The sequence below is a fragment of the Postechiella marina genome (assembly GCF_039538365.1).
Taxonomy (GTDB): domain Bacteria; phylum Bacteroidota; class Bacteroidia; order Flavobacteriales; family Flavobacteriaceae; genus Postechiella; species Postechiella marina.
On the sequence record NZ_BAABCA010000008.1, the window covers coordinates 188,658 to 203,392 of the forward strand.

Here is a 14,735-nt window from a genome sequence, read left to right on the forward strand (position 1 = left end):
AAAATAATAATGGCGTTACCTAAAGGTCGGGCTTTCGCAAGTCGCTCTCTGCGAGGAGCTCCAACAATTGCTCTATCCCTAACGCAAACAACCCGCTAACTATGTTTTATACTATCGATATTTTAGGAACCATTGCTTTTACCATTTCTGGTGTATTAATGGCTATGAATAAAAAAATGGATTTATTTGGTATTCTTATTATAGGTTTTGTAACCGCAGTTGGTGGTGGCACATTACGCGATATGCTTATTGGTAACACACCTGTTGGCTGGATGCAAGACATTACATATACCTATGTAATAATAGCATCAGCAGTATTTGCTATAGTATTACGAAAACAGATTAATTATTTGCGTACCTCGCTTTTTTTATTCGATACCATTGGTATAGGCTTATACACTGTAGTTGGTATAGAGAAAGGTTTAAATGCAGAATTGCACCCAATTATCTGTATAGCCTTAGGCACCATGACAGCAAGTTTTGGAGGCGTTATTAGAGACATTTTATGTAACGAAATACCCGTAATTTTTAGAAAAGAAATTTACGCCACACCTTGTATTTTAGGAGGTGTAATTTATTTTTTATTAATACAATTTCCTATTCAAGAAAATTTAGTATTTGTAATAGCAGGAGTAACGGTAATTATAACTCGTTTGTTGGCAGTAAAATTTAAAATAGCTTTACCAACAGTTTACACCGAAAGCCAAGGTTTATAGCAGCAAGTATTTGCTGTTAGTTTAAAATATATATTAAAGAAAATACAGAAATAAAGCCCCACAGTATTAGCGCTAACAAAATAGGCTTTACACCTGTAGTTTTTAATTCTTTTACAGATATACAAGACCCAACAAGAAACAAAGTAAGTATTAATAAGCGTTTAGATAATAAAACAATAAATAGGGTTGCTGTTTGTGGTAAAACTTGATAATTGTTAATAACAATGGCGCTAATAAATAAAAGAATAAAATATGGCGGTTTTATTTTTTCTCCCTTTGTTTTAAAAAGAAATATAGAAAAAATAGATAATGGAATTATCCAAAGTGTTCTAGATAATTTTACCGTAGTGGCAATTCTTAAAGCCTCGTCTCCATACCCCAAAGTAGCACCAACAACAGAGCTTGTATCGTGTATAGCAATAGCGCACCACAAACCAAATTGTTCTTGTGTTAAATTTAAAAAATGACCAATAGCAGGAAACACAAACAGGGCAATAGAGTTTAACAAAAACACAATACACAAGGCCATACTTATAGTGCTGTTTTTTGCTTTAATAACTTGAGAAATGGCAGCAATAGCGCTACCACCACAAATAGCGGTTCCAGAGGTTATAAGGTGACCAAGTTTTAAATCTAGCTTAAAAAATCTAGTTAACAAAACACCCAATACTACAGTTAAAATTATAGAATATACAGTTAAGCTTAGAGCACTTTTACTAGTTTCTATAGTTTGTTTTATAAACATGCCAAAGCCAAGACCTATAATAGAAATTTTTAAAAAATAACGAATGGCTTTATGGCTATATATTTTAAATGGGTTTTTAAATATTAATGTATATATAAAACCAATAATTAATGCTGTAGGACTGTTTATATAGCCTAAAAGAGTAATTAAAATTATTAAAAAGTAGCTTGCTTTGGAGAAAATGACTTTCATATCGTGTAGTATTACAATACAAAAGTAAATACGATTAATAACTTTTAAGCAATCTAATTTGTTCTTATAGATAACTAAAAGTTATAATTGAGTCTGGTAAATTTTTTAAAATAATCAAACGAGTTAGAAAGATACCCTGTTCTTTTTACAAAATAAAACCATCTTTCTATACTTAAATCTTTAATATCTATTATTTTAAGTTTGTTATGTATTAAATCATCAGAAATAGAATGGATAGAGAGAAGCGCATAGTTGTCCGAGTGGTATAAGTAATTTTTTATAGACTCTGTACTATTAAAAGTAACAACATTATTAAGCTTAGTAATATTATTTTGTAATAAAAACTTATCAATAATTACTTTGGTTCCAGAACCTTTTTCTCTCTCAATCATTGGTAGTTTTTGCAACGTATTGGTGTTAATAAATCCTTTTTTAAAGGTGTTATTATTTACATGAGTTACAAGAACAATTTCATCTTTAATAAATTTTTCAAACTGTAACTTAGGATTGCTGCTATTGCCTTCTGTAATTCCAAAATCAATAACTTCATTTAGAATTAAATTTTCTATGTTTTCAGAATTATTGCTGTTAATATTAAATTTGGTTTGTGGAAATTGAACCCTAAATTTTGCTATTATTTTTGGTATAATATAGTTAGATAACGTGGTACTAACACCAAAATTAATAAATTCAGGAAAAGCCTCGTTTTTATGTGAAAATTGCTCTTCCATTTCAGAATAAATAGCTAATATCTTATTGCAGTAAATAAGAAAAGATTTGCCTTCTTCTGTAAGCGCAATAGAGTTTCTTTTTCTTATAAATAGTGTTGTTTTATATGTTTCTTCTAAGTTTTTTATGGCTTTAGAAATAGCGGGTTGAGAAATGTACAATTGCTCGGCAGCTTTTGTAAAGCTTAAATGTTTAGCAACAATTTTAAAAATATGCAACTTAGTTTTCATGTGCTATTGTGTTTAAGCTTGGCTTGTATTAATGGTCGTTGTTTATACAAGTTATAATTGTATGGTTTTAAAAGCATATAGTGTTTAAAACTTACTCAATAATTTCAACATTTTTAATAAAAATATTCTTTAAAGGCCAGTCGGCTTCATCAGTATCTACAGCAGCAATTTTATCTATAACATCCATACCTTTAATAACCTTACCAAATACGGTGAAATCGCCATCTAAAAAGTGAGAGCCACCCCTTTGTTGAACAATAAAAAACTCGTAAGGCGATGCTAGTTTATAGGGGTTGTCTATTTCGCTGCTTGGCATAGAAATAGCGCCTCTGTCGTGTTTATGCCCACGATCTGTATCTGTAGGTAATAAATATTTACCAATATTAAAGCGTTTTTTCATGGTAGCCTTATCGTCACTAGCACCAGCTTGTACCATAAAATTATTTATAACGCGATAAAACTGGGTATCGTTAAAATACTTTTGCTTGGTTAAAAAGATAAAGTTAGATCTGTGGAATTTAGTATCTTTAAAGAGGAGAATGTCAATACTACCAAGCTCTGTGGTAATGCGCACCTTGTCTTCTTTGTTTTTTTTATCGTATTCTAAAAAGAAATCCATTACATTTTCTGAGTCTAGTTTCGGAAATTCTCTTTGCTCTTCAACCACAGAATCTTTCTTTTTTTCAACTTTTGTTTCTGTAGTTTCTGTCTGTTTTTTTTTCTTAGATTGTTTATCTTCACAATTCAGAAATAAAAGAGATAGAGATAAAAGTAAAACAAGCCTCATAGTAAATGAATTTTAATAAATTTTTAGATTCGATTTCAAAAATAAAAAATATACCGCTTCCAGGCGAGGTATCTCAACTTAAAATGGTGCCTCCTTTTCGTCAAGAGTTAGTTAAGAAACAAAAAAAGGCGAAGAAAAAAGTTAAACATGCGGGCGTTTTGGCTTTATTTTACCCAGACGAAATAAATAAAACAAAGTTTATTTTAATTTTAAGAAAAACTTATAAAGGAGTACATTCTGCGCAAGTGGCGTTTCCTGGGGGTAAATTAGAACCTCAAGACCCGTCGATAGAGTATGCAGCGGTTAGAGAAACATTTGAAGAGGTAGGCGTGCCCATCCAAGATATAGAAGTTGTAAAACCAATAACTCAAGTTTATATTCCACCAAGTAATTTTTATGTGCAACCCTTTATTGGAATTGTAAAATCTACCCCGAATTTTATAAAGCAAGAGTATGAGGTAGAGCGTTTAATAGAGGTCGATTTAAAATATTTTTTAGAAGACGAACGTGTAATTTTAAACACAGTAAATACATCTTATAGTGTTGATGTAGAGGTGCCTGCGTTTAAATTGAATAATTATATTGTATGGGGAGCTACTGCCATGATGCTTAGTGAAATCAAAGACTTGTTAAAAGAAACCCTCTAGTTTGCTAGATTTATTACATTTGTAGCAGTAAACCAACAAACTGACGAGAGATATATGGGATTGTTTAAGAGAAATCCGTTTGGACACATATTAATTTTAAAAAAATGGCTTATTAGGCTATTTGGAGTAATATCGCACAGACGATTTAGAGGTTTTAATGAATTGCAAATAGTAGGTTCTGAAATTATTAAAGACCTGCCAGATACAAACGTTTTATTTATATCTAATCATCAAACATATTTCGCCGATGTTGTTTCTATGTTTCATGTGTTTAACGCTAGTTTAAGTGGTAGAGTAGATAGTATAAAAAATGTTGGCTATATATGGAACCCTAAGCTAAATATGTATTATGTTGCAGCAAAAGAAACTATGAAAGCAGGGTTGTTGCCTAAAATATTTGCTTACATGGGATCTATTAGTATAGAGCGTACATGGCGATCTGAAGGACAAGATATTAACCGGCAAGTTAAAATGAGCGATATTTCTAGTATTGCAAAAGCTTTAGATGATGGTTGGGTAATTACTTTTCCACAAGGCACTACAACTCCATTTAAACCCGTTAGAAAGGGAACTGCACATATTATAAAACGTTACAAACCTGTTGTTGTACCAATTGTAATAGATGGATTTAGAAGGTCTTTTGATAAAAAAGGATTACGCATAAAAAAGAAAAATATTATGCAAACTTTCGAAATAAAAGCACCTCTTGAAATCGATTATGAAAACGAGTCTTTTGACGATATTGTTACAAAAATAGAGTATGCTATAGAGCAGCATCCGTCGTTTTTAAAAGTACTTTCTAAAAAAGCAATTAAAGAACAAGAAGAGTTGGATAAGCTTAGAAAGTGGTAAGCTAACTATTTTTGTTATAAATAGAGTAGCGCTTAATGCGTAGCCAATTGTTTTATCGTTTTTTTTATAAAACGTCCTATTTTTAGATTTTTTTTCATGCCAGCAGTTTACAAGCAAGACCAGCTATTTTCCAACTTAAAAACGTATTTTGGTTACGATAGTTTTAGAACTAACCAGCAAGACATTGTTGAGGCTGTTTTAAATAAAAAAGATTGTTTGGTTATTATGCCAACCGGAGGAGGTAAATCTATCTGTTTTCAATTACCAGCTTTATTGTTAAAAGGAGTGACTTTGGTTATCTCTCCTTTAATAGCTTTAATGAAAGATCAGGTAGATGGCTTAAATGCTAACGGAATAGCAGCTTCGTATTTTAATAGTAGCCAAACAACGCAAGAACAATCTGCTATAATAGATCGTGTTTTAAATGCTAATTTAAAATTGCTTTATGTTGCGCCAGAGAGTTTGGTAGGTTTACAAAACATACTAAGCGAACGTTACATTAGCTGTGTGGCTATAGACGAAGCTCATTGTATATCGTCTTGGGGACACGATTTTAGACCATCGTATCAGCAATTAGGATTCTTAAAAAAAACACTTCCAAATACCCCGTTTATTGCGTTAACAGCAACTGCCGATAAAGCGACAAGACAAGATATTGTAAAACAATTACGTATAGAACATGCCCAGCAATATATATCGTCTTTCGATAGGCAAAATATTACCTTAGAGGTGCGTGCTGCTAACGATAGAATTTCTCAAATAATTAAGTTTATTAGGCAAAAACCAAACCAATCTGGTATTATATATTGCTTAAGTAGAAAAACAACAGAACAATTAGCTAAGAAATTAAAAACCAATAATATTCCTGCAGCTGCGTATCATGCGGGGTTAGATTTTGATAAACGATCTAAAATTCAGGAAGCTTTTGTTCGCGACCAAACACAAATAGTTTGTGCTACAGTTGCTTTTGGTATGGGTATAGACAAGTCTAACGTGCGATGGGTTATCCATTATAATATGCCCAAAAATATAGAAGGCTATTATCAAGAAATAGGACGTGGAGGCAGAGATGGCTTAAAAGCGCATGCCTTGCTATTTCATAGTTATGCAGATGTTATTCAGTTACGAAATTTTGCAAGCGGAGCTTCTAACGAAGATGTTCAAGTGGCTAAACTGGACCGTATGAAACAGTTTAGCGAAGCGACAACCTGTAGGCGTAAAATTTTACTAAGTTATTTTGGTGAGTTAATGGCTAATAATTGCGAAAATTGCGATGTATGTAGAAATCCGCCACAGTTTTTCGATGGTACCATAATAGCACAAAAAATATTATCTGCAGTGTATCGTTTACAAGAAACCGAGGCTATGGGTATGATTATAGATGTGCTTCGTGGTTCGCACAACGCAGCAGTTTTGGCAAAAGGCTATCAAGGCGTTCGTACTTTTGGTATAGGTAAAGATATAGCATGGAAAGATTGGCAACACTTTGTTATTCAGCTTATAAATCAAGGTTTTTGCGAAATAGCTTTTCATAAACACAATGCATTGCAGCTTACAGAATTTTCTAAAAATGTACTGTTTGATGGGGCAAAAGTAGCTTTAACAAAACCTGTGGCTGTAACCGAAATTAAAACGCCTACAAAAGAGAGAAAAACACGAACCAAACGTACAAGAACTAAAACCAAACCAAAAACGGATGCCAATAGTTTATTTGAGCGTTTAAGGTTACTGCGCTATAAAATAGCACAAGAAGAGGATATTCCTGCATATTTGGTGTTTAGCGATGCAACGTTAAAAGAAATAGAAAGAGTACGCCCTTTAAGCGACGACGATTTTTTAAAAGTAAGTGGTGTAGGGCAACGAAAAATGGAGGTTTATGGCGACGAGTTTATTGCAGAAATAATGAGTTTTATGGGCTCTAAGGCTAAAAAAGCTAAAAAGAAAGATACCGTTTTAATTACTTACGATTTGTATAAATCGGGAATGTCTATAGAAGAAATATCTATAGAACGTAAGCTGGCATCTACCACTATTTATTCGCATATAGCTAAATTATATAGCAAAGGAAAAAATATAAATATATACGATTTTGTTTCTAAAAGCGATGTAGAGGCAGTGCGAAAAGCTAAAAAAGAATTGAATGCGCCAACAGCTTTAAGACCATATTATGTACATTTAAATGAAGAGCTAGATTATTTTAAAATAAGATTAGCGCTAAGTGTTGTAGATAAAGATTAGTTAATTTTTAAGTGTTTATTTTTTATTGCATCTGTTTTGTTACAAAACAATAAAAAAAGTAATTTAGTTTAAAAATTGAAAACCTTAAATATGTCTTTAATAGAAGATGAAACTTTTGAAAAACAAGATTATACAAAAAATAGGTTGCCAAAAGGCGATTATGAATATTGTACGTTTTTAAATTGTAATTTTTCTGAAGGTTTTTTATCTGAAATTAAATTTTTAGAATGCAAATTTATCGATTGTAATTTAAGTGCTACTAATATTACGGGTACTTCTTTTCAAGATGTGACTTTTCAAGATTGTAAGCTCTTGGGGTTGCGTTTCGATATGGTTAATCCGTTTGGATTTGCTGTAGGTTTTAAAAATTGTCAATTAAATCACGCTTCATTTTACCAATTAGAATTAAAGAAAACTAGATTTATTAATTCGAAATTAAAACAAGTAGATTTTAATACATCAGATTTAAGAGCTTCTATATTTGATGGTTGCGATTTAAGTCAAGCCAATTTCGAGAATTCAAATTTAGAAAAATCAGATTTCCGTAAGGCTATAAATTATACTATTCATCCAGAACAAAACAAAATAAAAGGCGCTAAGTTTTCTTTAGAAGGTGTTGTTGGGCTCTTGGCAAGTTATGGTGTTGAGGTAGAAATTTAGTAGGTATTGTCTAACATTTATGCCAAGTTTATATAAACTAAAAAAATGGTTAATAACTCCTAACAATTCTCTTTTTAAACCATTATCAAAATTCCTATTTTGCATTGCTATTTAAAGATGTGTAAATGAAAGTCTGTATTGCAGAAAAACCAAGTGTTGCCCGCGAAATTGCTACTGTTTTAGGAGCTAATTCTAAACGCGATGGCTATTACGAAGGTAATGGCTATGCGGTAACATATACCTTTGGACATTTATGTACTTTAAAAGAACCTAGCGATTATAAACCGTATTGGAAAAGTTGGGATTTAAATAATTTGCCCATGTTACCCGAAAAATTTGAAGTTAAAGTGGTTGCAAATTCGGGGATACAAAAACAGTTTAAAATTGTAAAAAGTTTATTTGATAAAGCAGATCTTGTTATAAATTGTGGTGATGCTGGGCAAGAAGGAGAACTTATACAACGCTGGGTAATAAACGAAGCAGGTTATAAAGGTAAAATAGAGCGTTTATGGATTTCGTCTCTTACAACCGAAGCTATTAAAGAAGGTTTTGAAAATTTAAAAGCATCAGAAGATTACGATAATTTATATTATGCAGGATTTTCTAGAGCCATAGGCGATTGGTTATTAGGCATGAATGCTACACGACTATATACCGTAAAGCATGGTGGTTACAAACAAGTTTTGTCGGTTGGTAGAGTGCAAACACCAACCTTGGCCATGGTTGTTAATCGTTTTAAAGATATAGAAAATTTTAAACCACAACCATACTGGGAATTGCAAACCATGTATCGCGAAACCTTGTTTAGTTACGAAGAAGGGCGTTTTTTAAAAAAAGAAGACGGAGAAGCTTTAGCAGCAAAAGTGAAGGAAAGCGATTTTGAAATTGCGTCGATTACTAAAAAGAAAGGTAAGGAGTATGCACCAAAGCTTTTCGATTTAACAGGTTTGCAAGTATATTGTAATACTAAATTTGGGTTTTCTGCAGACGAAACTTTAAAAATTGTACAAAAACTATACGAGCAAAAAGTAGTAACCTATCCAAGGGTAGACACAACATTTTTACCAAACGATGTATATCCTAAAGTAGCAGGCATTCTTCAAAAATTAACAAATTACTCTACCTTAACACAACCGCTTTTAGGCAAAAAAATAAAAAAATCATCCAAAGTATTTAACGATAAAAAAGTTACAGATCATCACGCTATAATACCTACAGGAATTCAAATAAACTTGCAATACAACCAACAACAGGTTTACGATATTATTGTAAAACGTTTTATAGCTGTTTTTTATGATGAGTGTACTGTTGCTAATACTACCGTAATTGGTGTTGCAGATAAAGTATCGTTTAAAACTACTGGTAAAGAAATACTAGATAAAGGTTGGCGTATTGTTTTTGAAAACCCTAATGCAAAAGAAAAAGAATCTGGTATTTTGCCAACTTTTGTAAAAGGAGAAAAAGGGCCACACGAGCCATCGTTTTTAGAAAAAGAAACAAAGCCACCAAATCAATTTACAGAAGCCTCTTTATTGCGTGCTATGGAAACAGCAGGGAAACAAGTAGATGACGAAGAATTGCGTGATTTAATGAAGGAAAATGGTATTGGTAGACCATCTACAAGAGCAAATATTATAGAAACACTTTTTAGAAGAAAATATATTAAACGAAATAAAAAGCAAGTTTTACCTACAGTTACCGGAATACAGTTAATAGATACCATTCAAAATCACATGTTAAAATCTGCCGAATTAACAGGCTCTTGGGAGAAGCAATTAAAAGATATTGAAAAAGGAGAGTTTAGTGCTGGTGCATTTATTAAAAACATGAAACGTATGGTTGATGCATTGGTATACGAAGTACGAAGCGAAACCAAACGCGCCAATATTTCGCAAGAAACAGTATTAAAAAATAGAGCAGCAAAAGCAACGGTTAAAAAAACAGCGGGAATTACAGCAGAAGTTTGCCCGAAATGTAAAAAAGGACACCTTATAAAAGGTAAAAGTGCTTATGGTTGTACTGCATTTAAATCGGGTTGTAATTTTGTAATGCCTTTTAGTTTTGAAGGAAAAAAAATATCAGAAAAGCAATTTGTTCGATTGCTTCAAAAGGGCTCTACTGTTAATTTAAAAGGTTTTAAAACAGATGCTGGTACGGTTGAAGGTTTGTTGCGTTTTGATGATGATTTTAAGTTAAAATTAGAACCCAAAGTTACTTCCGCGAAAGCGAAACCTGAAACAGAGTCGAACGAGTTAGTTTGTCCTAAATGTAAAAAAGGTACTGTAATAAAAGGCAAAACTGCTTATGGATGCTCTGCATATAAATCGGGTTGTAGTTTTAAAATGACCTTTGAGGATGTTAAGACTAAAATAAACGGACAAAAACCTACTCGAGAATTGGTTTATAATATTTTAAGTGGCAAGTCTTAATTTATTAGGTTAAAAGTTAAAATATAGTGCGCAATTGGAAGATATAAACCATAGACATTTTAAAGTTTTTAAACCCTATGGGTATTTAAGTCAGTTTATAAGCAATGCGAGTAAACAACAATCTAAAAAGTTTTTGGGTACATTGTTTAGCTTTCCAGTAGGGAGTATGGCTGTGGGTAGACTAGACGAACCATCTGAAGGCTTATTACTAGTTACTACCAGCGGTAAAACAAGTGCTTTAGTAAATAGTAAAAAGGTAGATAAAGAATATTATGCTCAAGTTGATGGCGTAATTACAAAAGAGGCGATTGCAGAATTAAAAAATGGTGTTACTATTAGCGTAGAAGGTAAAAGTTATGTAACTAAGCCTTGTAATGTTTTTAAATTAGAAAATATTCCTGTACTACCAAAACGAGCTAAAAAAATAAGAGACGATAGGCATGGACCAACATCTTGGGTGTCTATTACTTTAAACGAAGGTAAGTTTAGGCAGGTTAGAAAAATGACTTCGATAGTTGGTTTTCCTACCCTGCGATTGGTTCGGGTTAGAGTTGGTAAGCATACTATAAAAAAAATGGATGCTGGAGAGGTTATTGAAATTGATAATGTATTGTAAATGACTATTTGCTGTAGAAAACATAATTTTGGTTTTAATAAATACTTTTTTGTATGCAGATAACTGATTTTTCTTTTTTTCTGAATAATTTAAGTGAAAAACCACTTCGTGTATTGGATGCAGGCATACCAAACTCAAAATATATTCCGTTAGATTTATCCATAAATAATAAAGCACTTGAATTAATAGATGTTTCTTCCTCGTTACGCCTAGGCCTTTATATTAATACTCATATTGATGAAAATAAGGGATTAGTAGCTTTTGGTGGCTACAAGGAAGTTAGAAACATTTACCAAAGAAGCAATTATTTTAATAGAGAAAATGTAGAAGAACGCAATATTCACTTAGGAATCGATTTGTGGTGTCCAGCAGAAACTCCAATTTATGTGCCTTTACAAGGCGAGATTCATTCTTTTAAAAATAACACACATTATGGCGATTATGGCCCAACTATTATTTTAAAGCATGTTATAAATAATATTGAATTTTATACGCTTTATGGTCATTTAAGCATCGCTTCTATTATGCGTTTAGAAGAAGGACAAAAATTTAATAAAGGAGATTGTTTAGCTTTTTTAGGAGATCCTTCTGTTAATGGAGATTATCCGCCTCATTTGCATTTTCAAATTATAAAAGATATTCAAGGTTTTAAAGGAGATTACCCTGGCGTTTGTAGTAAAGACGATTTGAGTTTTTATAGTAATAATTGTCCTAATCCGTTACTTTTACTTAAAAACCTTTGATTTTCATGGGGTAAATTGCACGAAATTAATATCTACTATAAAGTTTGTTTAGCAGAAGACGTGTTTAGATGCCCCTAAAAACCATAGAGCCATTTTTTTTTATACGCTGTTTTTTCTTTAACTCTATCTCTTTTGCTAATGTTTTTGGAAATGACTTTTTTGTGATATATCGACGCTTGTAATTAATTGAATATCAATGATAATGTCTTGTTGGAGGTCTTTTTGAAACTCAAGTTCTTCAATCTTTTTTTTAACCTTTTGATTTACTCATTATTTTCTATTTTTAAAGGTATTCGTGATGTGCTTCGCAGTTCATCGTTTTTTCTCATACCAGTATTTTGTTGTACTAAGGGACTGTATTTTCTTAACTAATAAGAAACAGTTGTTCTGGGAATGTCATATTTTTTAGAAGCTTGGTTATTGGATAGTTGTCCGTTAAGGATTTGGTCAACGACTAAAAGTTTAGTCTCTAAAGTTGCTTTTTGATAGCTTTTTTTTCGCCAGTGTTCTTTTTTTGGTTTCATAAGTGACTGTAATTAATTGCTTAATTTTTAGTCAACCTATTTCAGGAAAGTACACTATGTAGTTACGTAGGTATAACCCCTACGATAAGGGAGTCAGGAGGCAGTGTAAGAGGCAGAGCACGAATAAGTATGGTTGGTAATAGAAAGCTTCGTAATCTTTTGTTTCTATGCCAATTTAATGCCTGTAAACACAACAAGGCTTGCAAGGCTATTTATGACCGAATAGTTGCTAAAGGTAAAAGCAAGAAACTAGCATTAATAGCTGTTGCTAATAAGTTACTTAAGCAGTCTTTTGCTATTACAAAATCAGGAAGGCCGTGTGATGAAACTTACGTTTCTATACTGCCTAGATAAATAGAAAATAAATACAATAAAAAAAGCTCAAAGAATCAGTTTTAGAATCTATGAGCTTACTATAATAATGCCTCAAATTAACGAAGAATTTGTTTGTTTTTTACCTCAGTTCTTTGTTGTACGCTGGCTTTTTTACATTTTCTATTATTCTACATTGTTCAAATTCCATTTTGGGGTAAGCTTCATTTGCCCAATCACTTAACATTCTTAAAACTGGCAAAAGTCCAACTGCTTTTTCAGTTAATGAATATTCAACCCTTGGTGGAATTTCAGCAAAGGACTGTCTTAAAAGTAATCCATCGTTTTCTAATTCTTTCAATTGATTAGTCAGTACCTTTTTTGAGATTGTTGGTATAAGTGCATTGAGCATTCCAAATCGCATAGAACCATTTGATAATAAGTATAAAATAATCGGTTTCCATTTATTGCCAATTATGTTCATTGTATGAACAAGGGAACAAGCATTTGGATTGTCTATATATTTTCTTGCCATTAGTTACTTTTTGGTTACCACTATTTGTTTAAATGAAAGCATAATAGTTTCTTTTTTAAACTAATATTAGTTTCTTTGTGAAACAAATATAATTAAAATTTTAAAATGAAAAATATTTTTATAATCAACGGTCACCAGAAATATCCGTTTTCAGAAGGAAAATTAAACGCAAGTTTAACTGAAAAAGCAGAAAGCTACTTTAAGAGTAATGGTTACATTATTAAGAAAACTAGTATGGAAGACAATTATGATGTGAATGAAGAAATCGAAAAATTCAAATGGGCAGATGTTGTTTTTTTTCAAACACCATTGAACTGGATGGGTGTAAGTTGGTCGTTTAAAAAATACATAGATGAAGTATTTTCGATGGGTATGATGGGCGAAATGTCCGATGGTGATGGAAGAAGTAAAGAAGCACCAAAGAAGAATTATGGATTAGGTGGAAAGTTAAGCGGAAAGTATATGATGTCAGTAACCGCTAATGCACCAAAAGAAGCTTTTAATAATCCAGAGGAAACATTTTTTAATGGAATAAGCGAAGATGAGCTTTTAAAACCAATGCATCTTAATTTTAAGTGGTTTGGTTTTGAACCATTGCCAACATTTATGGCATATGATGTAATGAAAAATCCAGAAATAGAGAATGATTTTAATCGTTTTGAAAATCATTTAAAAGCAAACTTTTAAAGTATTTATTATGAATAGACCAACACCAAAACATACAGCACCAGATTTACAATTACCATTATTAGATGGAAATCAATGGGTTTTAGCAGACCAAAATCCAGACAATTTTACTTTGGTTGTTTTTTATCGAGGATTGCATTGCCCACTATGCAAAAAGTATTTACAACAATTGCAAGAATTGCTACGGGAATTTGAGCAAAGAGGTGTTAATGTAGTAGCTGTAAGTATGGATACTGAAAAGAGAGCAAGACTTTCTCGTCAAAAGTGGGAATTGTCTAATCTTACTTTGGGCTATGGTTTATCTGAAAAATCAGCAAGAGATTGGGCTTTGTATTTAAGTGCAGGCGTAAAAGATGGTGAACCAAGTAAGTTTAGTGAACCAGGATTGTTTTTAATTGACAATAATAACCAAGTTTATTATTCAGCTATAAACAGTAACCCTTGGGGAAGACCATATTTACCATCTTTTGTAAAAGCGGTAGATTATATAGTTCAGTCAGGCTATCCTGCAAGAGGTGAAATGCTATAAATCTGTCATATGGATATAAAGACAAAAGAAAGATTGATAAAATTGGCAGAAGAAGAAATCCCAATTCATAAACATTTTGGATTAAAAGTTGAAATTGTTGAAAAGGATTTTATCAAAGTACGAGTGCCATTTAGAAAAGATTTAGTCGGTGATATTCGCACTAATCATTGGCACGGCGGAATTATTGCTACAATTTTAGATTCTGTTGGTGGCGCCATAGGAATTGCCAATTTCAATTCGCCAGAAGATAAACTGTCAACAATAGACTTGAGAGTAGATTATTTGAGATTTGCAGATGGAAATGATTTAGTTTTTGAAGGAAAATTGGTCAGAATGGGAAATCGAATAATGGTAACCAAAATGAAAGCATTTCAAGAGGATGTATTGGTAGCGGAAGGAAAAGGTGTTTATAATTTTATTCGAGTGTGATTTTCAGCTGTCTCGTCCTGAAATATGGCTACAGGTTAAAATTGAATTTACGCTGATAATTTATATACCATATTTGGTGTTTTATAATCTAAAGATAAGTGTAATCTTATTTCATTGTATAAATTAATTGCATTT

At 32.0% G+C, this 14,735-nt stretch carries 15 protein-coding genes and 1 pseudogene; 12 read left to right on the forward strand and 4 right to left on the reverse strand.

What is annotated here, in order from left to right; genetic code table 11:
* Nucleotides 1-101: 101 nt before the first annotated feature.
* A complete protein-coding gene (locus ABD715_RS17400) occupies nucleotides 102-716 on the forward strand; it encodes a trimeric intracellular cation channel family protein (RefSeq protein ID WP_344789619.1) in 615 nt (204 codons plus the stop codon).
* 16 nt (nucleotides 717-732) lie between these two features.
* Here the strand turns inward: ABD715_RS17400 and ABD715_RS17405 are convergent, their stop codons facing one another.
* From ABD715_RS17405 to ABD715_RS17415, 3 genes are all read right to left on the reverse strand, one after another.
* Nucleotides 733-1,653 (reverse strand): YeiH family protein, encoded by a 921-nt coding sequence (locus tag ABD715_RS17405; RefSeq protein WP_344789620.1) that lies wholly within the window; start codon nucleotides 1,651-1,653, stop codon nucleotides 733-735.
* A 74-nt stretch (nucleotides 1,654-1,727) separates the two neighbouring features.
* Nucleotides 1,728-2,612, reverse strand: a complete 885-nt coding sequence (locus ABD715_RS17410) for a LysR substrate-binding domain-containing protein (RefSeq protein WP_344789621.1) — start codon at nucleotides 2,610-2,612, stop codon at nucleotides 1,728-1,730.
* 91 nt (nucleotides 2,613-2,703) lie between these two features.
* Nucleotides 2,704-3,399 carry a peptidylprolyl isomerase gene (locus tag ABD715_RS17415; protein WP_344789622.1) on the reverse strand — a complete coding sequence of 232 codons (696 nt, stop codon included), beginning with the start codon at nucleotides 3,397-3,399 and terminating at the stop codon, nucleotides 2,704-2,706.
* 5 nt (nucleotides 3,400-3,404) lie between these two features.
* On the opposite strand from ABD715_RS17415, the gene ABD715_RS17420 reads away from it, so the two are divergent.
* The 8 genes and pseudogenes from ABD715_RS17420 to ABD715_RS17455 form a co-directional block, all read left to right on the forward strand.
* The gene (locus ABD715_RS17420; protein WP_344789623.1) at nucleotides 3,405-4,046 is read left to right on the forward strand and encodes an NUDIX hydrolase; all 642 of its coding nucleotides are present in this window, start codon (nucleotides 3,405-3,407) and stop codon (nucleotides 4,044-4,046) included.
* Between the two features lie 54 nt (nucleotides 4,047-4,100).
* Nucleotides 4,101-4,898, forward strand: coding sequence for a lysophospholipid acyltransferase family protein (locus tag ABD715_RS17425; protein WP_344789624.1), 798 nt, complete (start codon nucleotides 4,101-4,103; stop codon nucleotides 4,896-4,898).
* 96 nt (nucleotides 4,899-4,994) lie between these two features.
* Nucleotides 4,995-7,136: a DNA helicase RecQ gene (gene recQ / locus ABD715_RS17430; protein WP_344789625.1), complete on the forward strand. Its 2,142-nt coding sequence runs from the start codon at nucleotides 4,995-4,997 to the stop codon at nucleotides 7,134-7,136.
* Between the two features lie 75 nt (nucleotides 7,137-7,211).
* Nucleotides 7,212-7,796: a pentapeptide repeat-containing protein gene (locus tag ABD715_RS17435; RefSeq protein WP_344789626.1), complete on the forward strand. Its 585-nt coding sequence runs from the start codon at nucleotides 7,212-7,214 to the stop codon at nucleotides 7,794-7,796.
* 125 nt (nucleotides 7,797-7,921) lie between these two features.
* Nucleotides 7,922-10,225, forward strand: coding sequence for a type IA DNA topoisomerase (locus ABD715_RS17440; RefSeq protein ID WP_344789627.1), 2,304 nt, complete (start codon nucleotides 7,922-7,924; stop codon nucleotides 10,223-10,225).
* 34 nt (nucleotides 10,226-10,259) lie between these two features.
* Entirely contained in the window at nucleotides 10,260-10,841 is a 582-nt protein-coding gene (locus ABD715_RS17445) for a pseudouridine synthase (RefSeq protein WP_344789628.1), read from the forward strand.
* Nucleotides 10,842-10,894: 53 nt separating this feature from the next.
* Nucleotides 10,895-11,584 (forward strand): peptidoglycan DD-metalloendopeptidase family protein, encoded by a 690-nt coding sequence (locus ABD715_RS17450; protein WP_344789629.1) that lies wholly within the window; start codon nucleotides 10,895-10,897, stop codon nucleotides 11,582-11,584.
* A 578-nt stretch (nucleotides 11,585-12,162) separates the two neighbouring features.
* A pseudogene (locus tag ABD715_RS17455) lies at nucleotides 12,163-12,462 on the forward strand (transposase); the annotation flags it as partial.
* Between the two features lie 100 nt (nucleotides 12,463-12,562).
* On the opposite strand, the gene ABD715_RS17460 reads toward ABD715_RS17455, so the two are convergent.
* Complete coding sequence (locus ABD715_RS17460) at nucleotides 12,563-12,955, reverse strand: winged helix-turn-helix transcriptional regulator (protein WP_339634595.1); 393 nt, start codon at nucleotides 12,953-12,955, stop codon at nucleotides 12,563-12,565.
* 105 nt (nucleotides 12,956-13,060) lie between these two features.
* Here ABD715_RS17460 and ABD715_RS17465 point away from each other — a divergent pair, with 105 nt between their 5' ends.
* Genes ABD715_RS17465 through ABD715_RS17475 form a run of 3 tightly spaced genes read left to right on the forward strand, consistent with a single transcriptional unit; the run spans nucleotide 13,061 to nucleotide 14,600 of the window.
* On the forward strand, nucleotides 13,061-13,642 hold the full coding sequence (locus ABD715_RS17465; protein WP_344789630.1) for an NAD(P)H-dependent oxidoreductase: 582 nt from the start codon (nucleotides 13,061-13,063) through the stop codon (nucleotides 13,640-13,642).
* A 10-nt stretch (nucleotides 13,643-13,652) separates the two neighbouring features.
* Nucleotides 13,653-14,171: a peroxiredoxin-like family protein gene (locus ABD715_RS17470; RefSeq protein ID WP_344789631.1), complete on the forward strand. Its 519-nt coding sequence runs from the start codon at nucleotides 13,653-13,655 to the stop codon at nucleotides 14,169-14,171.
* Between the two features lie 9 nt (nucleotides 14,172-14,180).
* Nucleotides 14,181-14,600 carry a hotdog fold thioesterase gene (locus ABD715_RS17475; protein ID WP_344789632.1) on the forward strand — a complete coding sequence of 140 codons (420 nt, stop codon included), beginning with the start codon at nucleotides 14,181-14,183 and terminating at the stop codon, nucleotides 14,598-14,600.
* Nucleotides 14,601-14,735 lie beyond the last annotated feature (135 nt).

Bases quoted from the DNA above. Each gene is read 5' to 3' on its own strand.
- ABD715_RS17400 (WP_344789619.1), top strand. From the start codon at position 102: ATGTTTTATACTATCGATATTTTAGGAACCATTGCTTTTACCATTTCT.
- ABD715_RS17405 (WP_344789620.1), bottom strand. From the start codon at position 1,653: ATGAAAGTCATTTTCTCCAAAGCAAGCTACTTTTTAATAATTTTAATT.
- ABD715_RS17410 (WP_344789621.1), bottom strand. From the start codon at position 2,612: ATGAAAACTAAGTTGCATATTTTTAAAATTGTTGCTAAACATTTAAGC.
- ABD715_RS17415 (WP_344789622.1), bottom strand. From the start codon at position 3,399: ATGAGGCTTGTTTTACTTTTATCTCTATCTCTTTTATTTCTGAATTGT.
- ABD715_RS17420 (WP_344789623.1), top strand. From the start codon at position 3,405: ATGAATTTTAATAAATTTTTAGATTCGATTTCAAAAATAAAAAATATA.
- ABD715_RS17425 (WP_344789624.1), top strand. From the start codon at position 4,101: ATGGGATTGTTTAAGAGAAATCCGTTTGGACACATATTAATTTTAAAA.
- recQ (WP_344789625.1), top strand. From the start codon at position 4,995: ATGCCAGCAGTTTACAAGCAAGACCAGCTATTTTCCAACTTAAAAACG.
- ABD715_RS17440 (WP_344789627.1), top strand. From the start codon at position 7,922: ATGAAAGTCTGTATTGCAGAAAAACCAAGTGTTGCCCGCGAAATTGCT.
- ABD715_RS17450 (WP_344789629.1), top strand. From the start codon at position 10,895: ATGCAGATAACTGATTTTTCTTTTTTTCTGAATAATTTAAGTGAAAAA.
- ABD715_RS17460 (WP_339634595.1), bottom strand. From the start codon at position 12,955: ATGGCAAGAAAATATATAGACAATCCAAATGCTTGTTCCCTTGTTCAT.
- ABD715_RS17465 (WP_344789630.1), top strand. From the start codon at position 13,061: ATGAAAAATATTTTTATAATCAACGGTCACCAGAAATATCCGTTTTCA.
- ABD715_RS17470 (WP_344789631.1), top strand. From the start codon at position 13,653: ATGAATAGACCAACACCAAAACATACAGCACCAGATTTACAATTACCA.
- ABD715_RS17475 (WP_344789632.1), top strand. From the start codon at position 14,181: ATGGATATAAAGACAAAAGAAAGATTGATAAAATTGGCAGAAGAAGAA.